This is a genomic window from Methanosarcina flavescens (assembly GCF_001304615.2).
In the GTDB taxonomy this organism is placed as follows: domain Archaea; phylum Halobacteriota; class Methanosarcinia; order Methanosarcinales; family Methanosarcinaceae; genus Methanosarcina; species Methanosarcina flavescens.
Genome location: NZ_CP032683.1, coordinates 409,611 through 435,041 on the forward strand (window position 1 = coordinate 409,611; position 25,431 = coordinate 435,041).

At 43.3% G+C, this 25,431-nt stretch carries 25 protein-coding genes; 13 read left to right on the plus strand and 12 right to left on the minus strand.

The features are described from left to right. Positions 1-394: 394 nt before the first annotated feature. From nifS to truD, 6 genes are all read left to right on the plus strand, one after another. Positions 395-1,585 carry a cysteine desulfurase NifS gene (gene nifS, locus AOB57_RS01760; protein WP_054298068.1) on the plus strand — a complete coding sequence of 397 codons (1,191 nt, stop codon included), beginning with the start codon at positions 395-397 and terminating at the stop codon, positions 1,583-1,585. A gap of 35 nt (positions 1,586-1,620) precedes the next feature. Beyond that, positions 1,621-2,010 carry a Fe-S cluster assembly scaffold protein NifU gene (gene nifU, locus AOB57_RS01765; RefSeq protein ID WP_054298067.1) on the plus strand — a complete coding sequence of 130 codons (390 nt, stop codon included), beginning with the start codon at positions 1,621-1,623 and terminating at the stop codon, positions 2,008-2,010. A 192-nt stretch (positions 2,011-2,202) separates the two neighbouring features. Further along, on the plus strand, positions 2,203-3,189 hold the full coding sequence (gene mptN, locus AOB57_RS01770) for a tetrahydromethanopterin:alpha-L-glutamate ligase (RefSeq protein ID WP_054298066.1): 987 nt from the start codon (positions 2,203-2,205) through the stop codon (positions 3,187-3,189). Positions 3,190-3,395: 206 nt separating this feature from the next. After that, positions 3,396-3,743 carry a peptidyl-tRNA hydrolase Pth2 gene (gene pth2 / locus AOB57_RS01775; protein ID WP_054298065.1) on the plus strand — a complete coding sequence of 116 codons (348 nt, stop codon included), beginning with the start codon at positions 3,396-3,398 and terminating at the stop codon, positions 3,741-3,743. A 119-nt stretch (positions 3,744-3,862) separates the two neighbouring features. Continuing rightward, entirely contained in the window at positions 3,863-5,104 is a 1,242-nt protein-coding gene (locus AOB57_RS01780) for a transglutaminase-like domain-containing protein (protein WP_054298064.1), read from the plus strand. A 37-nt stretch (positions 5,105-5,141) separates the two neighbouring features. Further along, complete coding sequence (gene truD / locus AOB57_RS01785) at positions 5,142-6,458, plus strand: tRNA pseudouridine(13) synthase TruD (protein WP_054298063.1); 1,317 nt, start codon at positions 5,142-5,144, stop codon at positions 6,456-6,458. 189 nt (positions 6,459-6,647) lie between these two features. Here truD and AOB57_RS01790 read toward each other — a convergent pair whose 3' ends face one another. From AOB57_RS01790 to AOB57_RS01815, 9 genes are all read right to left on the minus strand, one after another. Then, positions 6,648-8,144 (minus strand): PQQ-binding-like beta-propeller repeat protein, encoded by a 1,497-nt coding sequence (locus AOB57_RS01790; protein ID WP_226999589.1) that lies wholly within the window; start codon positions 8,142-8,144, stop codon positions 6,648-6,650. 381 nt (positions 8,145-8,525) lie between these two features. Further along, complete coding sequence (locus tag AOB57_RS14395; RefSeq protein WP_226999590.1) at positions 8,526-8,918, minus strand: hypothetical protein; 393 nt, start codon at positions 8,916-8,918, stop codon at positions 8,526-8,528. Positions 8,919-9,064: 146 nt separating this feature from the next. Beyond that, positions 9,065-9,667: a HEAT repeat domain-containing protein gene (locus AOB57_RS14400; protein ID WP_226999591.1), complete on the minus strand. Its 603-nt coding sequence runs from the start codon at positions 9,665-9,667 to the stop codon at positions 9,065-9,067. After that, positions 9,597-9,845 carry a hypothetical protein gene (locus AOB57_RS14405; RefSeq protein ID WP_226999592.1) on the minus strand — a complete coding sequence of 83 codons (249 nt, stop codon included), beginning with the start codon at positions 9,843-9,845 and terminating at the stop codon, positions 9,597-9,599. Before AOB57_RS14405 ends, AOB57_RS14400 begins: the two co-directional genes overlap by 71 nt. Before the next feature lie 127 nt (positions 9,846-9,972). Then, positions 9,973-10,512 (minus strand): hypothetical protein, encoded by a 540-nt coding sequence (locus tag AOB57_RS01800; protein ID WP_054298061.1) that lies wholly within the window; start codon positions 10,510-10,512, stop codon positions 9,973-9,975. A gap of 275 nt (positions 10,513-10,787) precedes the next feature. Next, on the minus strand, positions 10,788-10,916 hold the full coding sequence (locus tag AOB57_RS14775) for a hypothetical protein (RefSeq protein ID WP_264371713.1): 129 nt from the start codon (positions 10,914-10,916) through the stop codon (positions 10,788-10,790). Between the two features lie 54 nt (positions 10,917-10,970). Beyond that, positions 10,971-12,575: a glutamine hydrolyzing CTP synthase gene (gene pyrG / locus AOB57_RS01805; RefSeq protein ID WP_054298060.1), complete on the minus strand. Its 1,605-nt coding sequence runs from the start codon at positions 12,573-12,575 to the stop codon at positions 10,971-10,973. 439 nt (positions 12,576-13,014) lie between these two features. After that, the gene (locus tag AOB57_RS01810; RefSeq protein ID WP_054298114.1) at positions 13,015-13,749 is read right to left on the minus strand and encodes a DUF7524 family protein; all 735 of its coding nucleotides are present in this window, start codon (positions 13,747-13,749) and stop codon (positions 13,015-13,017) included. Between the two features lie 14 nt (positions 13,750-13,763). Beyond that, the gene (locus tag AOB57_RS01815) at positions 13,764-13,946 is read right to left on the minus strand and encodes a methytransferase partner Trm112 (RefSeq protein WP_054298058.1); all 183 of its coding nucleotides are present in this window, start codon (positions 13,944-13,946) and stop codon (positions 13,764-13,766) included. A gap of 505 nt (positions 13,947-14,451) precedes the next feature. Between AOB57_RS01815 and cooS the strand changes: the two genes are divergently transcribed. From cooS to AOB57_RS01845, 7 genes are all read left to right on the plus strand, one after another. Beyond that, positions 14,452-16,002 (plus strand): anaerobic carbon-monoxide dehydrogenase catalytic subunit, encoded by a 1,551-nt coding sequence (gene cooS, locus AOB57_RS01820; protein ID WP_264371714.1) that lies wholly within the window; start codon positions 14,452-14,454, stop codon positions 16,000-16,002. Next, a complete protein-coding gene (locus AOB57_RS14780; RefSeq protein WP_264371715.1) occupies positions 15,962-16,366 on the plus strand; it encodes a hypothetical protein in 405 nt (134 codons plus the stop codon). The genes cooS and AOB57_RS14780 overlap by 41 nt, the downstream gene beginning before the upstream one ends. A gap of 18 nt (positions 16,367-16,384) precedes the next feature. Then, positions 16,385-16,882 (plus strand): 4Fe-4S dicluster domain-containing protein, encoded by a 498-nt coding sequence (locus AOB57_RS01825; RefSeq protein WP_226999593.1) that lies wholly within the window; start codon positions 16,385-16,387, stop codon positions 16,880-16,882. A 168-nt stretch (positions 16,883-17,050) separates the two neighbouring features. Then, positions 17,051-17,509 carry a universal stress protein gene (locus AOB57_RS01830; protein ID WP_054298056.1) on the plus strand — a complete coding sequence of 153 codons (459 nt, stop codon included), beginning with the start codon at positions 17,051-17,053 and terminating at the stop codon, positions 17,507-17,509. Between the two features lie 95 nt (positions 17,510-17,604). After that, on the plus strand, positions 17,605-18,540 hold the full coding sequence (locus AOB57_RS01835; protein ID WP_054298055.1) for a nucleoside recognition domain-containing protein: 936 nt from the start codon (positions 17,605-17,607) through the stop codon (positions 18,538-18,540). 762 nt (positions 18,541-19,302) lie between these two features. Continuing rightward, complete coding sequence (locus AOB57_RS01840) at positions 19,303-19,752, plus strand: universal stress protein (RefSeq protein ID WP_226999594.1); 450 nt, start codon at positions 19,303-19,305, stop codon at positions 19,750-19,752. 124 nt (positions 19,753-19,876) lie between these two features. Then, positions 19,877-20,326: a universal stress protein gene (locus AOB57_RS01845; RefSeq protein ID WP_054298054.1), complete on the plus strand. Its 450-nt coding sequence runs from the start codon at positions 19,877-19,879 to the stop codon at positions 20,324-20,326. Between the two features lie 137 nt (positions 20,327-20,463). Here the strand turns inward: AOB57_RS01845 and AOB57_RS01850 are convergent, their stop codons facing one another. Genes AOB57_RS01850 through lonB form a run of 3 tightly spaced genes read right to left on the minus strand, consistent with a single transcriptional unit; the run spans position 20,464 to position 25,222 of the window. Then, positions 20,464-21,774 (minus strand): TldD/PmbA family protein, encoded by a 1,311-nt coding sequence (locus AOB57_RS01850; protein ID WP_054298053.1) that lies wholly within the window; start codon positions 21,772-21,774, stop codon positions 20,464-20,466. A 2-nt stretch (positions 21,775-21,776) separates the two neighbouring features. Next, positions 21,777-23,117 carry a TldD/PmbA family protein gene (locus AOB57_RS01855; protein WP_193726273.1) on the minus strand — a complete coding sequence of 447 codons (1,341 nt, stop codon included), beginning with the start codon at positions 23,115-23,117 and terminating at the stop codon, positions 21,777-21,779. Positions 23,118-23,119: 2 nt separating this feature from the next. Further along, positions 23,120-25,222: an ATP-dependent protease LonB gene (gene lonB, locus AOB57_RS01860; RefSeq protein WP_054298051.1), complete on the minus strand. Its 2,103-nt coding sequence runs from the start codon at positions 25,220-25,222 to the stop codon at positions 23,120-23,122. Between the last annotated feature and the right edge of the window lie 209 nt (positions 25,223-25,431).

Below are 25,431 nucleotides of genomic sequence, written 5' to 3' on the forward strand. Positions count from 1 at the left end.
GATTACCCCCTCTAATGATTCTCCTTATCCTACCTATGCAGGTACGAATTCCTGCTGGTATTGAGCATGAGCGCCACAGAATCTTCAGCAGGCAGTTATTCAGATAAGCTCTTCCAGGCAGTTATCCAATAAGCTCTCAGTTCTCACATAATCTTGAAAGAATCAATAGCTAGAAAGAATAGACTGCTGTACACCGGTCATTTCAGCAGAGCAGTCTCAGACCTGTACCCTATGCCCCTTCATAACTGTATGCCATATTGCTCAGCGCTTTGACTCTGACCTGTGTTTGTATATATTGATTATTATATAAAAATGGACTCGTGCACAGTTCAGGGAAGCAAAATATACAATAAATTCATATTGCGCAAACCCCTATTTTCATAGGGGAGTTCTGATGGCAGAAAAGCGCTTTGTTTACATGGATCATGCAGCCACTACCTTTACAAAACCTGAAGTGGTTGAAGCTATGCTGCCTTTTTTAAAGGAACATTTCGGAAATCCTTCTTCTCTGTATTCAATAGGGAGAGAAGGTAAAGAGGCAGTAGAAGCCGCTCGTGAGCAGCTTGCAAAAGCTCTGGGGGCTAATTCTGAAGAGATATATTTTACATCAGGGGGAACAGAGTCCGATAACTGGGCTATTAAAGGAACGGCTTTTGCCAGGAGAAAGAGAGGGAAACACATCATCACGACACCAATCGAACATCATGCCGTGCTTTACCCCTGTGAGTACCTGGAAACACAGGGCTTTGATGTTACCTATCTGCCTGTAGATGGGTACGGGCTTGTAGACCCTGCAGAGGTTGAGGCTGCAATCAGGGAGGATACTATTCTTATCTCGGTAATGTATGCAAACAATGAGATTGGGACAATAGAGCCGATTTCTGAGATAGGTGAGATCGCACAAGAGCATGAGATTCCTTTTCATACCGATGCCGTGCAGGTGATAGGTAAAATACCCCTAGATATGAAAAAGAAAGAGAGGAACGTTGACATGCTTTCCCTTTCCGCTCACAAGTTCTATGGGCCCAAGGGAATTGGAGCGCTCTATCTGCGGGAAGGGATAGAAATCGACAACTGCATGCATGGAGGTGGCCAGGAGCGCAAAAAACGAGCAGGAACCGAGAATGTTGCAGGTATAGTTGGATTGGGAAAGGCAATAGAGCTTGCATCAGCAAAGCTTGAGGAGCACGACAGGAAGATGAGAAAAATGAGAGACAGGCTTCTTGCTGGACTTCTGAGAATTCCTCATTGCAGGTTAAACGGACACCCGGAAAAACGTCTTCCAGACAACCTCAACTTAAGTTTTGAATATATTGAAGGGGAATCCCTGCTTCTTATGCTTGACGAGATGGGAGTCTGCTGTTCTACAGGCAGTGCCTGTTCTTCAGGTTCCCTTGAACCCTCGCATGTGCTCAGGGCAATAGGACTGCCTCCGGAAATAACTCAGGGTACGCTTCGCCTGACTCTTGGGGATGAAAATACTGAAGAAGATATTGATTATGTACTTGAAGTCCTGCCTGAAATTGTCGGAAAACTGAGAGCTATATCTCCTTTCTATAAACCCGAAAATATATGTGAGAAATAAAAAGACGTATAAAATAACAAGGTATGGGGGATTATATGTATAATAAAAAAGTTATGGATCACTTCATGAATCCCAGGAACGTAGGGGAAATTGAGGATGCTGACGGCGTTGGAGAAGCAGGAAACCCACATGGGGATCACATGAAGATTTTCCTGAAAATCAGGGATAACCGCATTGAGGACGTAAAGTTCAAGACATTTGGTTGTGCGGCAGCAATTGCATCCAGCAGCATGGCGACTGAAATGATAAAAGGCAAAACCCTGGAAGAGGCCTGGAACCTGACAAACGAGGCAGTTGCTGAAGCTCTTGAAGGTTTGCCTTCAGGCAAACTGGAGTGTTCAGTTGTTTCCAGGGAAGCTATCCACAGGGCAATTAATGATTACAGGAAAAAGCAGGGGCTGGAAACACTTCCGGAGCAGACCTGAAAGAAAAGAACAAAAAAACAATCTTACTCGATTTAACTTTTAAGCTTACTGAAAAGCCGCCTCCCTTACCATAATCACACGAGAGATGCACAAAATCTTTTAGATGTACTGCATTCCGCATCTGCTTACATATCCGTATCTGCTTTACTTACTTATCGTAAAGTTGATCTGGTATTCTCCTGATGATACTCCATGAAAAAAGTAGGAATTATAGTTACTGACCCTGAAGACTGGACAGCCAGAGCACTTACTGATGCAGCAAGAAAGAAAGGTTTTTCTCCTTTTATTCTGGACCTCAGAGCTGCAGAGGTCGGCATTAATACGATAACTGACGAGCCAATAGCCAGGAAATTAACGACAGTCTTTAAAGTAGGAAATATAGATCTCAGCGATCTTGATGCTATAATTGTAAGGGACGTAGGCGCAGGAGCCTTTGAAGGCGTATCTTTAAGGTTTGATATTCTGCGGGAACTGGAAGCCGAAGGAATCCCTGTTGTCAATTCCCCTGAAGCCATCCGGAATGCCGCAAACAAGTACCATGCTTCCTATCTTCTGGCAAGAGACGGACTGCCAGTACCCGAAACTGTGGCAGTACAGGATGTAGAGTCGGCTCTGAGAGTAATATCAAGATTCGGAGATGCTGTTATAAAGCCTGTATTTGGGTATAAGGGAAAGGACATTGCAAGAGTAAAGCATGGGAAAATCAGGTTTTCGGACAGAAAGATAGAATCTTCATCCCTGGAAACAATCTTCAATAAGTTGCTTGAAGAGAGAGGTATGCTCTATATTCAGGAGTTTATAGAGAATCCTGGAAGGGATATTAGAGCCTTTGTCGTTGGCGGGAAGGCTATAGGGGCTATTTACCGTAAAGCGGTATCCGGCTCCTGGATTAACAACCTTAGCCAGGGAGGAAGCGCAGACCGGTGTTCGCTTACGGAAGAGCAAAAAGAAATTGCTGAGAAAGCTGCACTGGCAGTAGGCACAGCTTTTGCAGGTGTAGATATTGTAGAAGGTATGACTGACAATCTAGGAAAAGAAGTTAAGGTTCATTCCAGCCAGACAGGAGGAAGTCCTAAAATTCTTGAGGTCAACGGAACACCGTCAGGAAGAGGTATTTTTGATGCCTGGGGAATAAACCCTGCAGAATATATCATAGAATACATTGTAAGTATATTGTGAAAGAATTATAAATGAAATTCTCCATATAATAACTGAAATCAACTCTTCAAGTAAAGGCCTTAAGTTTATTATTTTTTATGTAGCCAAACCGACAGCAATTGAAATGATCTGAAAATAAGTGTAGAAACCGAGATGTAGATGGATTTGGCAATCGTATCAAAAACCTTTAAGAAATAGATGCGCTTTGAATAAACCCGAGGCAAAGGATGAGTGAATATAAACAGTGTATAGTCACGAGAGACGATTTGAAACTTTCTAAAGGCAAGTTTGCAGTACAGGTAGCTCATGCTGCCATTTCTGCTGCTGAATGGGCAAGCAAAAGTGATCTTGAAAAGTGGAAGGAAGGCGGGCAGAAGAAAATTGTCCTGAGAGTCCCTACAATTAAAGATCTTTATGAGCTTAAGGAAAAGGCAAAGCGGGAAGGACTTCCTACCGCCCTTATACAGGATGCAGGGCTTACGGAAATTCCACCGGGAACGGTTACAGCTCTAGGAATAGGGCCGGCAAAGGGAGAGCTTATAGATAAAATTACGCGGGATCTTAAACTTGTTTAAGTGCTAGAAACCTGAAAACCAGGTTTAGAGAAGCTACATTGAAATTAAGTAGTAGGAGTTATCAATACGATATCTCCTCCGATGACAGATGTTCTGTTGGTATCCGGTCAGGAGGGGTCATGAGAGAACCAGAGGATTCGGGAAAGGAGACAGCCTCAATAATTGCTGTTTTATGCGTATGCCTTATACTTGCCGCACTTACCGGGGTACTGTCTTCGGATTCTATTGAGAATCTTAAAGATGAAGTAACAGGTTATATTATATCAGGACTGGAACCCGGAAGCCAGGAGGTTGTTTTTACACCTGAACCGGCTTTATTTACTTCACCTGCAATACCCAAATATTCTCCCAGGAAAAGTGAACCCACGCCAATCCTGCGAACACCGTTGCAGCCTGGTTTCTCTCTGAGCAGCAACTACCAGACCTCAGAGTTTTTCCAGGGAGGGGTGGGGTATATAAGGGCCAGCATTAAAAATGAAGGGCGAAATCCGATTTTTATTGATAGGTACGGTGTTTCGGTTAGCTCTTCCGAAAGCCGGATTTATTCTGAGGACTGTGGAGTTTTGATTCCTCCCGGTGAGGAGAAGAACCTCGGAGTAATCGCTGTTCAGATTCCTGAAGAAGAAAGCGCCAGTTTCAAGATTGTCCTCTGGCTACTCGCCTCCACTTCTGAGGGTAAATGGCATGAGTACGAATCCTATTCCCTTAAAGATTTCACTGTAAACCTGAAACCAATGCCAGAGAAATCGGCTCCAGTTTACCTATACAATCCTGCTTCTTGCTTTAAAACCATAAACCGACTTGTTGAGCCAGCCGAACCTAGTGTAAGGGGAAAGGCAGCCGAAGTGGCTCGCTTATATCCGGGATCATATAATATCTATCAGATCTGCGCCCTCTTTGACATGGTAAAAGAGGAAATCGAATACGTCAGCGACCCAAGGGGTAATGATATCTGGGAGCCTGCCAACGTTACTCTGAAAATAGGAGCCGGAGACTGTGAAGACCAGGCAATCCTTCTTTCGTCCATGCTTGAGGCTATAGGAGGCACAACCCGGGTTTACCTGACCAACACCCATGCCTTTGCAGCTGTTTATATAGGTAATGGAACCAATGCAACAGAGACCTCAGTAGAAGGAATCAGAGCTTATTACGGAGACGTCGATGTAAATTACCTTACCGACGAATACGGCTCCTGGCTGATGCTCGACCCAACGTCAAGCCTTTATGCAGGCGGACTTCCCGGAAAAACAGCCCAGGTGAGAATTAAGGCAACTGAAGGAGATGAAGCATACAGGAGCTGGACTTTCGTAAACACGAGTGAAGTAAGGGTTATTGATATCAACCCAAGGTGGCCTTTATAACTTCACCAGATACATAATAAAGGAGAGCTTTTTAATCATGCAAGTGCCGGAAATTGAAAAACAGATAGGAATAAACCTTTACTCCACAGATACCGACGGTCTTGGAGGACAGCTCCGCCAGGAAGTGGAAGATTTTATTGTTAAAGAGATTACGAATCGGGAAGAAGGACAGGAAGGAAAATATCTTATCCTTGAACTCGTAAAACGAGATTGGGATACACACCATTTTACCCGGACCCTTGCGAAAATTCTTAAGATAAGCCAGAAAAGGATCAGTGTTGCAGGCACAAAGGATAAACGTGCACTTACCACTCAAAAAATCAGCATTTTTGATATTGATGCCTCCGAAATTGAAAAAATTCATTTAAAAGACATTGAGCTGAAAGTCCTGGGCCGCTCCCGTAAACCCGTAGAATTAGGAGACCTTTGGGGAAATGATTTCATAATTACTATACGGAACATAGCCCGTTCGACTGAGGAAACAGGCAAACTGTTAGAAAAGACTACAAACGAGATCGTAGCTCAGGGCGGCGTCCCAAACTTCTTCGGAATCCAGCGTTTTGGTTCTGTACGCCCTGTTACACATCTGGTAGGGAAAGCCATTGTAGAGGGAGATTTCGAAAAAGCCGCCATGCTCTATATTGCCGAACCCTTCCCTTATGAGCCAGAAGAAACAAAACAGGCTCGCCAGTTCGTTAAGGAAACCCGTAATTTTAAGGAGGGGCTAAAAATCTATCCTTTACGCCTTGGGCATGAAAGGGCAATGATGAACCATCTGATAGCTAACCCTGATGACTTCGCAGGCGCTTTTCTGGTGCTCCCGAAAAACCTGTATAGAATATTCGTGCATGGTTACCAGTCGTATATTTATAATACCATCCTGTGCAGAAGAATTGAAAAAGGTCTTCCCTTAAATCAGGCTGTGGAAGGCGATATTGTCTGTTTTAAGAATGAGCTCGGTCTGCCTGATTCATCAAAAACTGAAAAAGTTACCGCTGAGACTGTAAATGCCATGAACAACCTGATTAAAAGAAAAAGGGCATTCATAACCGCTCCCCTTCCGGGCTATGATACTGAGTTTGCTTCAGGCGTTCCGGGAGAGATCGAACAGGCGGTTCTTGAAGAATTAAAAGTTCCTCTGCAGGGTTTCAATATTGAAGAAATTCCGGAAATGAGTTCGAAAGGCGCCAGGAGGGAAATCCTCCTTCAGGTTGAACCGAAATTTGAGGTTAACGAAGATGAACTTAATCCCGGAAAATCAAAGGCTGTGCTTGAATTTATGCTGCCAAAGGGAAGTTATGCAACAACCGTACTCAGGGAATATATGAAGGTAGATCCTCTGCAGATGAGCTGAGAGGCTGATAACTCAAAAGAAGGTTAAATTAAAGCAGAAACTGATTAATCCAGCTATCTACCTGCTCTTTTTAACCCGGGAAGCTTCTTACTTCCCAGTACCCGGATTCTTATACGCGAAAGGCAAGCAGTTTTCCTGGGAATTTAATTAGTTTATTTTCAGAAATGGGGGATTTTTTTCTACTCTCCTTTATTTCCCCCTTTTCCGGAGCCCAAAGACAAGAAATATAATGCCAAACAGCAATATCACACCCAGGGCACATAAGACCAGAAAAGTCAGCAATCCGAATATATCCCATGCAATGAAATATGGCTGTATAGCTATAAATGAAAGCAAAAGAACTCCCACAAGAGCTATCAACCAGTAACCAAGAACAAGGGTTTTGTTTTCATTTTTTCTGAGAAGGAAGGACAGCAGAAAAAGCATTCCAGCAGTAGCAACTGGGGGCAAGTAAAGGATAGCAGAATCCTCGAGGCCTCTGGTAAAGAATAATCCTCCTTCCCCGTGCTCAAAGGCATATAATACTCCGTCACTTGAGACCAGATACAATTTATCTTTGTAAAGTGTTGGTTCTGATAGTGCAGCACCTTTTATCCTGCTGCTCCATACAGGTTCCCCTGTGACGGGATCGAAAACCCTTATCTTGCACCCGGATGTGGAATATACATATTCATCAGTAACCGCGGACGATGAGAAATACCGTTCTGAACAGGGGAGCTCTTCCAAAATTTCTCCTGTGTTCACATCTAAAAATACAGACCTGCGGGAATAGTTAGATAATTCCTCCTTAACAACTAATTTACCATTCTTTATTTCAGTACTTATTACCCATCCGTTAGTATCTGTTTTCCAAACTTCCTCACCCGATTTAGCGGATAGCGCAACAATTTCTTCGCCTCCAATATAGATCAAATCTTTATAGAAGAGAGGATCAGGGGAGTGTTCTCTTAAATCCGTATATCTCCAGACCTCTTTTCCTGTATCTATATCGAGTGCGATTAAACCATGTTCGTAAGGAATATCATATAAATTAGATCGGAGTGCGAGAATATTTCCGTTTGTCTGGAGACCTGATATATAATAACTATTAGTATTTCTATTTCCAGAGCCTGTTAAATTAATTTCATAGTCCCATTTCAGAGCGCTGCTCTCAATATCAATGGCAGTCACATACCTGCTACCATACTCGCTCACAAACAAAGTATCCCCAAAAATAAGGGGAATATCCGGCCAACCACCCTGATAGCCTCTACTCCATAAAAGTTCACCGTTCTTTGCATTCAGTGCATCAACAGTTGGATAGCTTAAAACAATTAGAACCCCATCCTTATACCCGAGGTGACCCTGCCCTGTAAGCTTCTTATCCCAGAGTAACTCACCTGTTTCTGCATCAATCGCTGTAACACTGGTTTCAGAATAACCCTGACAAATAAAGAGAACCCCATCCGCAGCAAGAATTTCGAATTCCGGTGCCCCGTGTATTAATCTCCAAGGAAATTTATAGGTCCAGGCGACTTCTAAAGGCGGAGCCAGAGTTACAGGTTCGACTTCACTTAAATGAAGTGAAAGATTATAGAACTCAAAGTCATCATAATTACTGCGGTTAGCGTTACTCCCGGAGCTAATTTTTATGGTGTTGGTCCCCGGATCAAAAAAAGAATGATGAATCGGAATTTTAATGCTCACCGAGGCAGAATCCGGGGTTTCTGCCGGAACATAGTCGTTAAGGGTTCCGATTTCTATTTCATTGAGATATACCTTATCCAGAAACTCTTTTGTCGGCCCCGGAACAATACTTTTTCCTGTCATTGTAAGTTCTGCACTTTCTATATCCGCTGAAGGGTCCAGGGTAAAAGTAGCTGTATAAACCAGCCCTTCCGGGTCACCAGGGTTCAATTCTTCTTTAAAATTATCCCCAAGGTGGTGATGTTCGGTGTCAAGAACTATATCGGTCGCAGAAGCAACTGAAACAGAAGCAAATAAAGAAAAAAATAAGAGTAATGCGAGAATTAATGAATTTTTTATCACAGGATGCATATGCCTCAATCCTTAATCAGAAAAATCAGGTCAACGCCTCTTTAGAATGAAGGCTGAAATTAAAATCACTAACAAAGTAAATATTGCTCCGAGACCAGAAACATTCACGGGTTTCCGTGTATCTTCAGTCGATCCTTCAGTTTTGTTAGTTTCTTCAGCTCCTGATGGTTCTTCGGCTTTCTCGATGTCGTCTACTGCCTTCTCTACGATTCCCTCATCTACTTGAACAAATCCTTCATGTTTGAACGCAACAGGCACATCGGCAACTCCAATCTCTTTTCCTGCCTGGTCAAATACTTCATGGATATTATCAAGGGTAGAATTGTTAACTTCCGAACCTTCCAGAATTCCTACTCCTACACGGTTTTCAATACCCCAACCATAGCTTATAACTGGTCCTTGGGGATAAGTGTAAGGCTCCATATAATTTCTCGCAATTTTGCAGATTGTATCGAGTTTCTTGTACCATTCTCGTCTCTGGTCTTCAATATAGAACTCCCGCTCCTTTCCGTAAGTTGCAATTAATGTATCTTTCTTTTGATAAATAGCTCATTCGATGGTTCAGAATTTCATCCGTAAGTTGCAATTAATGTATCTTTCTTTTGAGCTTCAATGCTTTTAAGCCCCAGTTTTGCAAATACGCGAACAGTCTCATCTTCATCGTTCAGAGCGGTTGTAAGCGGCCCAATTGCACGTTCGCCTCCAATCCTACCGAGTGCTTCAGCCGCACGCACCCGGACATTGGGGTCTCCGTCACCAAGGGCTGTGATTAAAGGCTCTACGGCTGGTTCACCCATCAGACCAAGATTATAACCCAGATCTGCTTGAAGCTCCGGTTTTTCTTTGAGTGCCTTAATCATGGGCTGAACTGCTCTTTCATCTTTTATCCCAGCAAGGACTGCAGTGACCTTCATCTGGAGAAACACATTTTCGTTTTCATCCTGTAGGATCTTAATGAGAGGTTCTACAGCAGGTTCTCCTATCTCAACAAGAGCGTTAGTTGCAGCACTTTCAACTTCCCACTCCTGATCCGTCAGCAGTTTAATGAGTGGTTGCACAGCTCTTTCATCCTTTATTTTGCCGAGAGTAATAGCTGCATTTTCACGGACTTCCGGGTCTCTGGAATCCAGTGACAGGATTAAAGGTTCTACTGCAGGCTCCTCCAGCTTCAACCAGGGCTTTTACTGAATCCGCTTTAAGGTTTACATCCTGAGAATTAAAATTCTGGATTAATGCCTCGATCTCCTGTTCATCTGAGGCTGCGCTGGCTACTTGAACACTGGAAAATGTAAACAACTGGATAACTATCAGCGCAAAAAATGTAAAAATGGTTATTAAAGGAGTTCTCAACTTTCTAACCTTCACTTGATCACCTAATCAATATTACTCTAGCGTTAAAGCCTTGAAACAGGAATACGGGTCTGGACAATCTAAATTAAGACTAAATTAAAAACTGAATTAAAAAGTTTAATTATTTTTATTCTATTACTGTAACTATATTGAGAGATACCAATCTCCTTACTTCTTCTTTCGGGAGAAGATATCCATTGTAACTATCAAGTTTTGGATCTGACGGATCTACCCCATATTTCTCAATATAGGCTGCCTCTGCCTCCCTTATAATTCTTAACATTTCCTGTTCGCTCACCACCACATCATAGTCCACACCTTCTTTCAAGCCTTCTGGAGGCTCGCCTGTCTCAGTGACCAGCGCTCTTGTGGTACTTTGCAAAACTGTGCCTTCCAGATAATTTGGAAGTTCACCCCTGGCAAATTTGAGGTCATTTTCTGTAATATTATATCTTTGATACAAAGCCTGTAGTTCTTCGTCAGTATAACTTATATTAGTGGATATATTATCTACAACCTCATTTTTAGCCTGAACTTCTCTATCTGTGTAACTTTTACCATCAGGAAAAATCACTTTAAATGCTACCTGGTTATGATATTCATAAATACTCAGGATTATAGCAATACATGCAAGACCTATAACCATGATTACTTTTGTTCTATTCATTTTTTATCTCGAAGATTCATAAATTTTACAATAAGTTTTAAAAGGTTAACAGGCTTCAGACATATATATTTTTTTAATCTATTGAAAGAGTTTAACAGATTCATGACAAAAAGCAGTTCTGAGAATTTTGAATAAAGAACGGAATATTTCAAGTTGACAAGAAATAAATCAGTAGAATACTTATTTAAAATTCTCAAAATAAAATTGGTGGGAACGGCGGGAATTATCCCGGAACCTTCTCACACACTACATAGAAAAGGAACACTTATTAAGGATTATTTTTTCTTCTTTGCCTTTGCAAGCTTCTTCTTAGCATCCTTGCTGCCTGAGGAAGCAAGTTTTTCAAGCTCTGCAATCTTTTCTCTCTTAGCGTTCTTCTTTTTCTCCATATCTTTTTTAGACATTGCCATAGTGCGTACCTTCATAATTTTAGTGAAGTTGTGATGTATGTACAGGCATTATTGTCCTTCTCTCTCCTTCCTGTATTTGCACATTGCTGCAACAAGCCCGTTGAATGGGGGAGACGGTCTGCCCGGTCTTGACTTGAATTCGGGGTGGAATTGTGAGCCAAAGAAGAAACGCTTGCCAGGGATCTCAGCAATCTCCATTCTGTTTTTGTTTTTACCGGAGAAGACAATACCAAAGGACTCAAGCTTGTCCACGAACTCAGGGTTAACTTCGTACCTGTGGCGGTGCCGCTCCACAATGTAATTGGTCCCATAGATTTTTGAGGCAATCGAACCTTCTTTAAGGATAGCCTCATAGTCCCCGAGGCGCATTGTACCGCCCATGTCCGCAACACAGGTCTGCTCAGGCAGGATATCAATCACAGGATAAGGAGTATCTTCGTCAAACTCTGTGCTGTTTGCATTCTCAAGTTTAACCACATTCCTCGCAAACTCGATGACTGCAAGCTGCATGCCCAGGCAAATTCCCAGGAACGGAATATCGTTTTCCCTGGCGAACTTGATTGCCAGTATTTTCCCTTCAGTGCCGCGCTCTCCAAAGCCGCCCGGAATAAGAATCCCATCGTACTGTCTCAGCTTCTCAATTTCGGCAGGGTTCTCTTCCAGGGTCTCGGCTTCAACCATGTTAACTTCAACCCTGCACTTATTATCAATCCCTCCATGTTTAAGAGCCTCAAGGATGCTGAGATAAGAGTCCTCAAGATTTGTATATTTACCTATAATTGCCAGTCTAACCGTATCGGTTGTGGACTTCATCTTTGCGACCATCTCTTTCCACCCGCCGTTTTCGACGCTGGACTCCAGTTGCAGGTGTTTCATAAGCTGGGTGGTCAGGCCCTGCTCTTCTATCGAAAGAGGCACCTCATAAATGTCGCCGGCATCATAGGCGCTGATAACCAGTTCCTGAGGCACGTCACAGAAGAGCGCAATTTTTTCTTTGGTATTTTCCTGAAGAGGAGTTTTAGATCTTGCAACAATCACTTCTGGGCTGAGACCAAGGGCTCGGAGTTCCTTTACAGAGTGCTGGGTAGGCTTGGTTTTCTGCTCACCCTGAAGGTCTTCCATAACCAGGGTCACATGAATGAACACAATATTTTCGGAAGGCTCTTCCCTGTGCATCTGGCGTACAGCCTCAAGGAAAGGCATGCTCTCAATATCCCCAACTGTGCCTCCTATTTCAATAAGACAGATATCGGCCCCGCTCCGGGCTGCAACCTTCCTGATCCTGCTTTTGATCTCATTTGTGACATGGGGAATAATCTGGACAGTTTTTCCAAGATAGTCTCCTCTTCTTTCTTTGGAAATTACTTCCTGGTAAATCTTGCCTGTAGTAAGGTTATGGTCCCTTGTAAGTTCCGTATCAAGGAAACGCTCGTAATTCCCAAGATCCAGGTCGACTTCACCTCCGTCCTTGAGCACGAAGACTTCCCCGTGCTGGTAGGGGCTCATGGTGCCTGCATCTATATTGATGTAAGGGTCGATTTTGATAGCTGTAACTTTATAACCTTTGTTTTTAAGATTTCTGCCAATGGATGCGATGGTAATGCCTTTTCCAAGCCCGCTCATCACTCCACCGGTAACTACTATATACTTCATGGGTAGCTTCCTCAATGATTTTCCTAATAACTGTTTCAGACTAAAAGATAATTATGTTGAATTAGACAGGAAAATGATCAAATTAATAACTTTTAAGATATCTGTCATTAATCCTCTGGTACGAACACAATACCAATATCCTCATTGTATAAAAACACTCTCTACTTCTAAAAAAGTAAAGGCTCAAATAAGAAGTGGAAGTAAGAGAATAGATCTGCATAAAGACGAATAACCTTTCTGATTATTTTAGAATATTTATGTGAAGTTTAGCAGCAGAAAAAACCCAGAGAAGGAGAGGAAAGTACAAAAAAGTACAATTTTTCCAGGTAATTTGGTGATCCCTTGATTATGAATATTTTGAATAGTTACCATGCTTTTCTCGACTGTAAACCCGAGTTAACAGGTGTAAAATGGGATAGAAATGAGTTTTTATAAGGGTTTAACCTTCCTCTGCAATCTTTAGCAGGATATATGTCATACAGGTCACAAACAGGATTGAAAATAAAAGCGACTGCACAAAACTAACTTTGAATTGCAGACCTGATGGCAGAATAAAGTAGAGGAAGAACAGACCTATAAGTAACAAAATGCCTCCGAAAGCCATATTCAAAGAAAGTCTTTCGTTCCCACCTACATTCCTGTAAGTTCTTCTTCCTGCTGAAGCCGGAAATCCTCCTGTAAAGCCTCTACGGATAAAAGACGAAAACCCTCTAGACCCGTTTGCAGATCTGGAACCAGAGATCCTCTTTGCAGGCTTTTGAGAATTCAGTTCCTCTTCCTCATCCACTACATAGGCTTCGTCCCTCGGATGCTCCTGCGGTTCTGAGTCCGTCTTTCCAAGCTGAACTGAGAAACCTTTCTTTCTTGATCCGTAACCTGCTGTGATATAGATTTGCCCTTTGGTTAGTATCCTTCCTTCTTGCGGGATTCTTGCAACTGCGGAAATGTACTCTTTTTGAAGCACATACGGGTTATCCCTCAGAAAAGTAATCTGGCCTTTTAATTCATCACTTACCGAGAGATGAATATGAGTAGGGGACCCGTAGTTTGTTATCAGGATCTCAAAGGTCTCTTCTCCTCCGGGAGAAAGAGGAATCTCGATGCTTTCCTTTTCAAACTCAATTGAGTTTAATTCCTGTCGGTTAATAATAACATTCTGGAATATCTGCTGCAAGTTTAACCCCCACATCAGTTCCTGAGGTCAGGAGGAAGCAGGTTTGGGATTCCCTCATCTATTGGATAGTGCTCCTTGCATACGGGGCAATACAGGGTTCCTAAGACGACCTCTTCTTTATTTTCTTCAACAACGTTCAAAATCAGGTCGCCCTTGCATACAGGGCAAGCCAGAACATCCATAAGATCTTTTTTCACTAAAATTCACCGCTAAAGCCGCTTTTCCTATAGGGAAGAGAGAATTTTATTATAGTCGAATATTTTATTGTTTTCCTCACATTCTTTTAATCCTGTGAGTTTATCCTGCTATTTACGGTATACAACGCATCCTCTTATTTAATGTAATCTATATTTACCGGCACATATGATTTCAGTTCTTATAAGTTTTATCGGGTATTACTACTTTATATATGAGGCGAAATGCGGCATTTTCAAAAAGTTTATAAAACAGTATCATTTGATAATTCTGAAGGGTTTCTGGATTAGCCGGTTTTAGATCATATAGAACGCATTACCAGGTATGGAGCACGGGATCAGGAACCGGAATGTTATCTCAGAAAAATGAGAAGCGCTCGGGCTATTTAATTCAGGAACATATACTTAAGATTAATATTATTTAAGGAAGTTAGTTGCCTAAATCCGAGTACTGGAACCTAAAATCACGGATAGATCAAAAAGTATAAAGAAAATTTTGGGATATGAGATGGAACAGGAAGTATACGAGAGAAGCATTGACCCTGCAACCCTAACCATGCTTCAGAAAGCCAAAGAAGAAGGCGCTGAAACCGCCTGGGAAAGGTATGAGAAGCAATTACCTCAGTGCAGCTTCGGACAGCTAGGAATCTGCTGCCGGAATTGCAATATGGGTCCATGCCGGATAGATCCTTTCGGGGAAGAAGCCGACAGGGGAATATGCGGTGCTACCGCAGATATCATAGTTGCAAGAAATCTCCTAAGATCAATTGCTGCAGGTGCAGCGGCTCATTCCGATCATGCAAGAGACACGGTGCTGACCTTCAAGAAAATGAGTGAGGGAAAGGCTGAAAGTTATAGAATAAAAGACACAGCAAAATTGTTATCCCTTGCGTCGGAATATGGAATTTCCTCCGAAGGGGGAAGCCTTGAGGAAGTAGCAGCAAGACTCGCCGACATACTGCTTCTGGAATTTGGAAAACAGGAAGGACCCATCCTGTGTACCAGAAGAGCTCCCGAGATAAGGCTCAAACTCTGGGCAGAACTTGGAATAGAGCCAAGGGGAATTGACCGGGAAATCGTGGAGTGCATGCACAGAACCCACATGGGTGTGGATAATAATGCAGTCCATATCCTGCTGCAAGGGCTGCGCACAGGGCTTTCGGACGGTTGGGGAGGCTCGATGATCGCCACCGATATCCAGGATATACTCTTCGGAACTCCGCAGCCGAGAAGAAGTACTGTTAATCTGGGAGTGCTGTCCAGGGATAAAGTAAATGTAATCGTCCACGGGCATGAGCCAATTCTTTCAGAAATGATCGTGGAAGCTGCGGAAGATCCCGAGCTTCTTGAGCTCGCAGAAGAAAAAGGTGCAGCAGGCATCAACGTTGCTGGGATTTGCTGCACTGGCAATGAGACCCTGATGCGCCACGGGACTCCCATGGCAGGAACTTTCCTCCAGCAGGAGCTTGCAGTAATTACAGGCGCTGTAGAGGCTATGGTAGTAGATGTCCAGTGTGTCATGCCGTCACTTGGAGAGCTTGCAGGCTGCTATCATACGAAATTTATATCTACATCCCCAAAAGCTGACTTTCCAAATACTGTAAGAATGGAATTTCACGAAGATAGGGCTTATGAAACTGCAAAAGAGATCGTAAGAGCAGCCGTCGAGAACTTCCCTAACAGAGTTCCGGAAAAGGTTACCATACCTGATGAAAAGCAGGAGTGCATGGTCGGTTTCAGTGTCGAAGCCATCCTGAATGCGCTTGGAGGAACCCCTGATCCTCTCATTGAAGCGATAAAAAGTGGAGCAGTTCGAGGAGTCGGGGCTGTTGTCGGCTGCAACAATGTAAAAGTGAAGCATAATTACGGGCATGTTAATCTTGTTAAGGAACTGATCAAAAACAACGTGCTCGTGGTGACAACTGGCTGCAATGCAATTGCCTGTGCTGAGGCAGGTCTGCTTTTGCCGGAAGCTTCCGAACTTGCGGGCGACGGGTTGAATTCTGTCTGTAAAGCCCTTGGCATACCTCCGGTCCTGCACATTGGGCTCCTGTGTTGATATCAGCCGTATCCTTGTGCTTTCATCTGCGCTTGCAAACTGCCTGGGCGTAGACATAAGTGACCTCCCGGCAGCGGGAGCGGCTCCAGAATGGATGAGCGAAAAAGCAGTCAGTATCGGGGCTTATGTGGTTTCGTCGGGTGTATTCACTGTGCTAGGTACTGCTCCGGCGGTGCTCGGAAGTCAGGCTGTTACGTCCCTTCTGACAGGAGGCTTAAACGATGTGATCGGAGCAACTTTCGCTGTTGAGCCCGATCCTTTCAAAGCGGCGGGCCTGATGCTTGAGCACATTGACGGAAAAAGAGAGGCATTGGGTTTGATTACAGAGAAAGGAAAGGCACTGGGACTGACCTCAGAGAGATGATTTACAATGAGAGATATAATGATTTGGCCCGAACGTTGCCTGGGCTGTCGCTCCTGTGAGATTGCCTGTGCAGTTGCACATTCCGAGAGCAAGAATCTTTTTTCGGCTATAGGAGAAAAGCCAGCCCCCAAAAAACGCATTAATCTGGAGTACGTACCTGACATTGAAACCTCTCTCCCCATTACCTGCCGCCACTGTAAGGATGCTCCCTGCGTTTCGGTTTGCCCTACAGAAGCTCTCTGCCAGGATGAGATTACCAGTACGGTAACTCATAACTCTGAATGCTGTGTAAACTGCTGGGCCTGTTCTACGGTATGCCCCCGCTTTATTTCTCTATACAAGATGATTCTCGTTATGGGCTGCTGGACCAGTTCCATGAACTCCAATCACGGAGTGATTAACAGGCAGGTTGAAGCAGGAATAAAATGTGATCTCTGTGAAGGCAGGGTTTTGCCTGCCTGTGTAGAAGCCTGCCCAACACATGCCCTTACTTTGTTCGAGACGGAAGAGAGTTAAAAGCTGAAATAACCTGGAAATGTTCAGGAACTCTTAAAATAAACTAAATCGACTGGCGCATTCTGCTCCGGACAACAGAGTCTGCTTGCGCCATCGTTCCTTTCCCGAATAAGAGTATTAAAGTAGCATTTCCTATTAAATGGGGAACTTAAAAATAGGGAGTCAGGCATGATAAGCAGTATTTACAGGAAGATAATGGTTGCAACCGACGGTTCGGAAAATGTCAGAAAAGCAGTCGAAACAGCAATTGAAATCGCAAAAATAAGCGGAGCAAAATTGTATGCTGTGTATGTAATCAACTATGGAGGACCTTCGATAACTTATCCCGGGAATGTAGGATGGGAGAGAGTCGCTCTCGATTATTTCAAGACCGAAGGCAGGGAAGCGACCACTTATGTCGAAAACCTGGCGAAAGTTGAAAATGTTAATGTCGAATCCGTACTTCTGGAAGGAAATCCTGCGAATGAGATTGTCGATTTTGCTGAAGAAAACGATATTGACCTTATTGTTACGGGTACACTTGGAAGAACTGGAATTCAAAGATTCCTGCTGGGAAGCGTGGCTGAAAATGTGGTGAGGCACTCGAAAAAGGCAGTACTTGTCGTAAGAGGAGAAACTGCCGGATAAGGCAAATAAACATATAAAAACTAAAATTTTTCAAAGAAAGAGTCCAAGAGCCTTTCCGGATATATTAATTTACATCCCTATACAAATAACTAACAATGATAGACCTTTTAATCCAGGTACTTGATTTTGTGCTTCCCGTACTTGCAATGATTTTTGTGGGGCTTGTAGGCACAGGTATACTTGTAGAACTGGGTCTAATGCAGAAGTTCTCAAAACTTGTAAGCCCTATTTTCGCCTACACCAACCTGCCCGATACCTGTGCTTCAGCCTTCCTGGTATCAATAGGGTCTACTGTAGCTGCAAACAGCATGCTTTTCCAGGCAAAGAAAGAAAATTGCCTGGAGGACAGGGAAGTCCTGCTCTGCTCGATGATGAATGCTACACCTGCTTACTTTCGGGAACTTTTCACCTACCAGATTCCAGTAGTCCTGCCTGCTCTCGGCTTTGTGGTAGGGGGATTCTATTCCCTTGTGTTTATAGTCACTGCAGTGGTTAAAATCCTGGTAATTGTGATTGCAAGCAAATTGTTTCTTAAAGACAACTCCTGCAGGGTTCTTGAGCCGGAAGCCAGGAAGAAGGTATCCATAAAAACTGCAGTTAGCCGGGCTTTCAGGAAAGAGTTCAGGGCTTTTTTAAAGATTGCAGGGGTTTACCTTATTGCAACTACAATTGTCTTCGTACTTCAGGAACAAGGAGTCTTCGAAATTTTCAGCGTGCTGCCGCTTGCTGAGATTTTTAAAATCCCTGCTGTGTCAATTGTCCCGCTGACAAGCTACGTAGCCAGCCCTATCCTTGGAATCTCACTTCTGGGTCCCATGATTCACTCAGGGGAGATAACAAACATACAGGCTATGATTGTGCTCATGCTTGGCAGTATGTTTATGCTCCCAATTTTTGCGCTTCGCAGCCAGATCCCAAGTAAAGTAGCGATCTTCGGTACGCGCCTTGGTGTTCAGATTGTCGTGTACTCGACTGCAATAAGCGTGTTCGTAAGGCTTGCAATCCTGTTATTACTACTAAGTATTGCATAATATAGGAAAGGCAAAAGTAAGCTATATAGAAATTACCAATGTAAGGGTCATCAGCACCGGAATTTCGGGTAAAGTAATTAATAGTATAGAATTTGCTGGAAAACTCTCTTTAAAGAGCCTATAAAAAATAGAAAAGATCATTTAAAAGGAAGAAAAATAGAGAGAATAACTAAAAATTACTTGTATAAACTTAGTAAAGATATAAAAACACAGCAGTGAACGGGGGTTTTTGAAGGAGGTTAAAATATGTTGGATATAATTATTGTCAATAATATTTGATTTTGAGTTCACCCGTTCACTACTCCCCTCTGTAGGTTAAGCTATATATATGTATTTTGGTGTCTCAAAAAGGTATTATCTTTTTGTGCTAAAACAATCATGAAGCGATCGGATTATAAGGATTTTTTTGTCCTCTTGATTATATAAAACATTATTAAAATGTTATTAAAATATTATTAAAACATTGCTAAAATAATGCTATAAAATGTTAGAAAAGATTAAAGAAGCATTAAGAAAGTATTAATGATATAAAACGGCTTATTTAATTCATCTCATATGATTCTCCAAGTATAGCATGATATAATAATTTAAAGGATATAAAGTAGAATCTGTCGAATAAAAGTTGTAATATAAAAATTAAAGAAAGAATTAAAGAAAAAAGTCATTACTTAAAAGCTGCAGTAAACTCTAATGCAAGAGTATAATGCAAAAACTCGAATTTAAAAATAATATAAAGATGTATAATGACCAGGGGATCTTAATGTGGAAGGCAAGAGTTATACAAAAGTGATGATTACAACCGACGGTTCAAGGAATGCAAGGAAAGCAATTGACGCAGGAATCCAGCTTGCTAAACTCGCAGGAGCAAAGCTTTACGCTGTATACGTCATCGTTTCTGCAGGCTATACTCCTAGAGATTTCGGCTGGGAAGCATCATTGAGAGAATCTCTGGAGTTGGAAGCGAAAAAAGCTATTAATTTTGTTGAGGATGCCGGAAGAGCCGCAGGCATTGAGGTTGAACCCGTAATTCTTGAAGGGCATCCTGCAGACAAAATTCTGGAGTTTTCAGAACAGGAAAGCGTGGACTTGATAGTTATGGGAACACTTGGAAGAACTGGGCTTGACAGATTCCTACTCGGGAGTGTAGCTGAGAAGGTGATAAGGCATTCAAAGATCCCGGTCATGGTCGTAAAAGGCGAAGCCGAGAAATAAGGGAAAAATTCTTTCTCAAATTGAGTTTTATTAAAACATATTTATCAAAACACACCCTATGGAAACATTTTAAAAAACAGAAGCTTAAAACAGAGCCTAAAATAAACTAATTGAGGGGATTGGTATGAGAGGGGGGGCTTATCAAAGAATAATGATTGCAACCGACGGTTCAGAATTAGGTAAAAAAGCAGTTGTAACTGGAATTGACATTGCTAAACTAAGCGGAGCAAAAGTATACGCCGTATATGTAGTAACCCCTGTGGCCTATACTGCAAGGGATCTTGGATGGGTGAGAGCCAGCATGGAAAACTTCAGAGCTGAAGGGAAAAGAGCTACAGCTTTCGTGGAAGATATCGCTAAAGCTGCAAACGTAGAGGTTGAATCAGTAATACTTGAAGGACATCCGGCAGAAGAAATCGTAGAGTTTGCAGAGCACAATGGCATGGATTTGATAGTTATGGGAACACTTGGAAAAACAGGGTTTGATAGGTTCCTGCTTGGAAGTGTGGCCGAAAACGTTATCAGGCATTCAAAGACCCCTGTGCTTGTTGTAAAAGGCGAAAAATCCAGGTAAAGTCGAAAAACGATAAGAATAAAAGACTTTCGTTTGTATTCGATTAAGAGGCGAAATAATCAAGAAAGCTATCTTTAAACCCTGGATCATTAGTAATAAACGTAACAAATATTGGAAAAAAGGCTCTTGAGGAGCCTTTAACCTACCACGCTCATATTCGAAACCCGGATAGAAGGCGTAATTATTCCTCCGACTTTCCTGACATCAAAGCCTGCCCCTGTAATTTGCTTTAAGAGTTCGAAGGCATTGCCCGAAATCATTAGCGATTTTACAGGTTTATCAAGAGCCCCGTCTTTAATCGTGAAGGCATTTCTGGCTTCTACGGAGAAATCTCCTGAAATTGAATTTGCAGTATGTGCGCCGATTACCGTATTTACGAAGACCCCGGACTGGGTATCAGCAATAACATCAGTCTGAGGGTAATCGATAATAAAGTTCCTGAGCCCTACGGAAGGTGGACTTGTATAAGAAAACCTCGAGCCGTTTCCTGTGCTCTTTACGCCTGCTTTTCCTGCGGTATAACTGTCATAGAGATAAGTCTCAAGCACGCCTTTTTCAATTACAGTGGTGCGCTGCGAAGGTACACCCTCGTCATCCGAAGCTGAAGTTTCAATTCCGGCCTCAACCAGCCCGTCATCATAGATATTCAGTTCCGGTACTGCCAGCTCTTCCCCGAGTTTATCTATTAAACCTGATCTTCCCTTCTGGATATTGTCCGCATCAAGGGAAGGGGCAAGCGCTTCCTCAATAATGTCGGATAAAGCAAACGGATGGAAAATCACGTCAGTCTTTTGAGGTTCGATTTTTATACCACCGTTAGACTTCAATGCAAGTTCGGCTGCATTCTTTCCGAGGGCGAAGAAATCAATATCAAGAGAACGCGATACCGCAAAGTCATAAGCTGTCGAAGTCTGCCCGTTAACCGTAATGACATCTACAAAACCGGAAACAGCTGTTGATTCCTCTTCTATCTCTATGCCGTTTGTGTTCAGAATAAGCCGCTTACCTTTTGCACGGTTAAAGCCTCCTGAAGTCGGATGTGTGCCCGGAACCTCCTTTGTGCCTTCAATAAGGGCAAGGGCATATTCAATACAGGCTTCAAGTTCCAGAGCCTCAACTTTTTTATCAAAAATACCAGAAACCGTGGGATATTTCCCGTTAGAAGGAAGGCTCACCCAATCAGGGTCGCTTTCCCTTACTTTTGCTTCGGCAACAGCGACCTCTACGGCATTTTCTATCTGTGCTGCTGAATTCGTACTGGCAAAGCCAACGGCTCCGTTCACTATAGCCCGGATTCCTATACCTTCCGAAAAACGGTCTTTAGCATGTTCTATGGCATCCTTTTTGAAGTTCACGCCTGTTGAGCGATTTGCAGCGTAATAGATCTCTGCTTCTTCGGCCCCTGCACTTTCCGCAAGCCTGAGAGCTTTCCTTGCAAGCTCGTACATATTCAGGCACCTCCAACAAGGGCTTTTGAGATAGCCAGATGGGGAGAACCATCTGATACTGGTGCAAGCTGCCCGGCTTTTCCACATCTCCCTGCGGTCATTTTCAGGTCGTTGCCTACAAGAACTACGTGGTTGAGTATCTCAAGGGTTTTACCTGAGAGAGAAACATCCTTTATAAGTTCAGCGAGTTCTCCATTTTTTATAAGGTATCCTTTCTCAGCATTGAACTGAAAAATTCCTTCCCCGGTATTCACCTGTCCTCCTCTGGACCCTATAAGATACATCCCGTCCTTTATCTCTTCAAGTATTTCTTCAAATCTGGCATCCCCGTTATCTATGAAGGTATTGCTCATCCTGACAATGGGCATGGAATAACCCTGGGCCCTGCAATTCCCTGGAGTTCCTCCGAGTTTTGCTGCGGTTTCACGGGAATGAAGATAGGAATTAAAGACTCCGTTCTTGATTATTTCTGTCCTTCTTGATTGTGCCCCTTCGGCATCAAAAGGATAGTATCCGAATTCGTGAAGGGTAGGATCATCGATAATCGTAATAAGGGGAGATGCAATCTGTTCTCCGATTCTGTTTTCAAGAATAGAATCTCCTTCAAGGACAAGATCAGCCTCGGATGCATGTCCAACGGCTTCGTGGGCAAAGACGCCAGCCAGTTCTTGATCAAGAATTACAGGCATTTCTCCGCCTTTAGGAGTTTTCGCATTGAGAAGTTCAACTGCGGTATTTCCTGCCTTGCCAGCAAGTTCCAGAACGTTTTCGTTTTCAAAAAGCTCATATCCGTACCCAAAACGGCTCTCCCTGCCTGCTTGATACACGCCGTTCTCGGAGGCAACCGCAGAAACTACAAAACCGACGTTCATAAGCTCATAACCCGACTCAATACCATCTGAACTCCTGTATTCGACTTTAAACTCGGATTCCAGGTACATCACTTTGGTACTGTTAACGCCCTTTACTTTTGCACTGTTTTCTATGCTCTTTAAAAGATCGACTTTTTCCTCAATAGAGACATCCCTCGGGTCAATCCTGATTTCAGGAAGGTCCTTCACCTCAGGAGGATTTATGACCGCAAGTTCTACATCTTCCTTTGGGGTACTGGCATTCATAGAAAAAGCAAGTTTTGAGGCAGCATCGACTCCTTTTTTAAGGTCGATATCCCCTTCTACCGAGGTATAACCCCAAGAACCTCCACAGAGGGCCCTTACGCCGGCTCCTCTTGTGAAGTTTCTGGAGATCTCCTCAATTTTTCCGTTATCCAGAATAATTGAGGTAGAACTACCCTCAATTACCCTGCAGTCATAAAATTTAATATCCTGCATAATATCTGTCATAATCAGTTCCTGCACCCAAAAAGATTCTTAGCCTGTACGGTAGCAGGTGAAACTTCAGGAATATCAAAGCTGAGCCTTGTAATACATCGAAGTTTTTCAATAATTGAATTCTTTTTCGGACCTACAAGGCTGTGTTCCATTACCTCAGCAATAGAGGAAACAGGGATAATCTGAATCTTTTCCCTATATGATTTCTCGATAAGAACATCTGCCTCATTTGCTTTAGGAATAATGACTTTCTTCAAGCCGGCCTGGGCCGCAGCCTCAATCTTATAGGTAACTCCGCCTACAGGCAAGACATCACCCCTGACTGAAAGGGAACCTGTCATTGCTACAGTCTGGTCCACAGGAATCTTTTCTATTGCAGATATAACAGCAGTTGCAATGGAAACCGATGCACTGTCTCCCTCTACACCTTCGTAGGTTCCTACAAACTGGATATGGACATCATGCCTGGAGATGTCCGTGCCGGTCATATTTTTAATCACAGCAGAGACGTTTTGCACCGCTTCTTTTGCAATCGTCTTGAGTTTGCCTGTTGCTATAATTCTTCCTTCGGCTCCGGAGATTGCAGGAGTGACTTCGGATACAATAGGGAGTACAATCCCTGAGTCTCCGCCCATGACTGCTAGCCCGTTAACCCTGCCCACAGCAGAACCTTTTCTGAGGAAGGACTCGTAATCCTTGCGCTGTTCCAGGTAGCTGTCTGCAAGCTGCTGTTCAATAGATCTTGCAATTCTCTTTGCCGCAAGTACGTGCTCTGCAGTTGTCAATGGAGCGCCTTCGGAATGGGCAATATCTCCTGCCACACGCACAAGACCGCCAAGGTCACGCAGCTTGAGAGTAAGGTGTCCTTTCCTGCCTGCCCGCCTTCTGGCTTCACGAATCACTTCTTTTACTGCGCCTTCATCGAAGTGAGGGATATGACCGTCTCTGACAACTTCCTGAGCCACGAAGCGGACCAATTTCCTCCGGTTCTCGGGAGTGTCTTCCATCGAGTCCCGCATGTATACTTCGTAACCGTAGCCTTTTATTCTCGACCTGAGCGCAGGGTGCATTTTCTGCACGGCATCCAGATTTCCTGCAGAGACCATGATAAAGTCACAGGGTACAGGTTCGGTTTTGACAAGTGCTCCCGAACTTCTCTCGGACTGCCCGGTAATTGGATATTCCTTCTCCTGCAGCGCAGTCAGAAGACTTTGCTGGGATTCCAGCCTGAGAGTATTGATTTCGTCAATAAAGAGTACACCCTTGTGGGCCTTGTGGATATCTCCTGCCTCTACCCTATCGTGAGCAGGGGTTTCGAGCCCGCCTGACTGGAATGGGTCGTGCCTTACATCGCCGAGCAGGGCTCCTGCGTGAGCTCCGGTTGCATCGATGTAGGGTGCGTGCTCTTTATCGTAATTGGAAACCGCCATTTTCGGAATCATCATTTCTTCTTTAGGCAAGAACTGGCGGGTTAACATGAGAATCATAATGCCTGCAATAATACCCCATAGTAACTGGGCAACAAAATAAGAGTAGATAATAATGCCCACAACAAAAAGCATCATAAGCATATTTCTGGCCTGGGCTTTCTTCCTAGCTTCCATCTTGTGAGCCATGACGATTTCTCTGCCCTTTCCGGCAGGAACCTCCCTTATTTTGGGATTGTTCAGGTCCTCCATGTTAGGGTATACAAGAATATCCTTGAGCTCCTCTTTAGGAAGAAGTTCTGCCATTGCTTTTGCAAGAAGGGATTTCCCTGTTCCTGGGGTCCCTATCATCATGATGTGCCGTCTCTGGCTGGCTGCCTTTTTCACGACTTCTACGGCATGCTCCTGCCCCAGCACCTGGTCGATAAGAAGTTTGGGTACATCTATATTAGAAGTATCTTCAAAATGGAAGCCAATGTCAATATCTTCATCTTCGTCCATGTCCTGATCGGACTCAGACGCGGCCTTAATCTGGTTGGGTTCAGGCTCAGTCATACCCCTACCGGACTCATCCCTCTTCTGGTTGGCCGCAGACTTGTCTACGTCCTGAATGGACTCGCCCATATTTTGAGCGGGATCGTCCATCTTCCCCGAAGACTCGTCTATGTTCTGATTATTATTATACACCATGGTTAGCTCACATATTCGAACGTTGTTGAATAGACGTTACTGATAAATATAAATACTTGAAGTTTTCGAAAAATAATGGGATTAGTGATAAAATGATGGGTAAAAAGCGGATGTTACAATAACTAATTTTTAATGTTATTGTACCCTCTCCATACTTTCGGCTAATTATATAAACTTACTGTATATAAAATTAACCTACCATTGTATAT

What these genes read in the sequence shown, in the direction of transcription:
- nifS (WP_054298068.1), top strand. Translation starts at nt 395, where the DNA reads ATGGCAGAAAAGCGCTTTGTTTACATGGATCATGCAGCCACTACCTTT.
- nifU (WP_054298067.1), top strand. Translation starts at nt 1,621, where the DNA reads ATGTATAATAAAAAAGTTATGGATCACTTCATGAATCCCAGGAACGTA.
- mptN (WP_054298066.1), top strand. Translation starts at nt 2,203, where the DNA reads ATGAAAAAAGTAGGAATTATAGTTACTGACCCTGAAGACTGGACAGCC.
- pth2 (WP_054298065.1), top strand. Translation starts at nt 3,396, where the DNA reads ATGAGTGAATATAAACAGTGTATAGTCACGAGAGACGATTTGAAACTT.
- AOB57_RS01780 (WP_054298064.1), top strand. Translation starts at nt 3,863, where the DNA reads ATGAGAGAACCAGAGGATTCGGGAAAGGAGACAGCCTCAATAATTGCT.
- truD (WP_054298063.1), top strand. Translation starts at nt 5,142, where the DNA reads ATGCAAGTGCCGGAAATTGAAAAACAGATAGGAATAAACCTTTACTCC.
- AOB57_RS14395 (WP_226999590.1), bottom strand. Translation starts at nt 8,918, where the DNA reads ATGGAGCCTTACACTTATCCCCAAGGACCAGTTATAAGCTATGGTTGG.
- AOB57_RS01800 (WP_054298061.1), bottom strand. Translation starts at nt 10,512, where the DNA reads ATGAATAGAACAAAAGTAATCATGGTTATAGGTCTTGCATGTATTGCT.
- AOB57_RS14775 (WP_264371713.1), bottom strand. Translation starts at nt 10,916, where the DNA reads ATGTCTAAAAAAGATATGGAGAAAAAGAAGAACGCTAAGAGAGAAAAG.
- pyrG (WP_054298060.1), bottom strand. Translation starts at nt 12,575, where the DNA reads ATGAAGTATATAGTAGTTACCGGTGGAGTGATGAGCGGGCTTGGAAAA.
- cooS (WP_264371714.1), top strand. Translation starts at nt 14,452, where the DNA reads ATGGAACAGGAAGTATACGAGAGAAGCATTGACCCTGCAACCCTAACC.
- AOB57_RS01825 (WP_226999593.1), top strand. Translation starts at nt 16,385, where the DNA reads ATGATTTGGCCCGAACGTTGCCTGGGCTGTCGCTCCTGTGAGATTGCC.
- AOB57_RS01830 (WP_054298056.1), top strand. Translation starts at nt 17,051, where the DNA reads ATGATAAGCAGTATTTACAGGAAGATAATGGTTGCAACCGACGGTTCG.
- AOB57_RS01835 (WP_054298055.1), top strand. Translation starts at nt 17,605, where the DNA reads ATGATAGACCTTTTAATCCAGGTACTTGATTTTGTGCTTCCCGTACTT.
- AOB57_RS01845 (WP_054298054.1), top strand. Translation starts at nt 19,877, where the DNA reads ATGAGAGGGGGGGCTTATCAAAGAATAATGATTGCAACCGACGGTTCA.
- AOB57_RS01850 (WP_054298053.1), bottom strand. Translation starts at nt 21,774, where the DNA reads ATGTACGAGCTTGCAAGGAAAGCTCTCAGGCTTGCGGAAAGTGCAGGG.
- AOB57_RS01855 (WP_193726273.1), bottom strand. Translation starts at nt 23,117, where the DNA reads ATGACAGATATTATGCAGGATATTAAATTTTATGACTGCAGGGTAATT.
- lonB (WP_054298051.1), bottom strand. Translation starts at nt 25,222, where the DNA reads ATGGTGTATAATAATAATCAGAACATAGACGAGTCTTCGGGGAAGATG.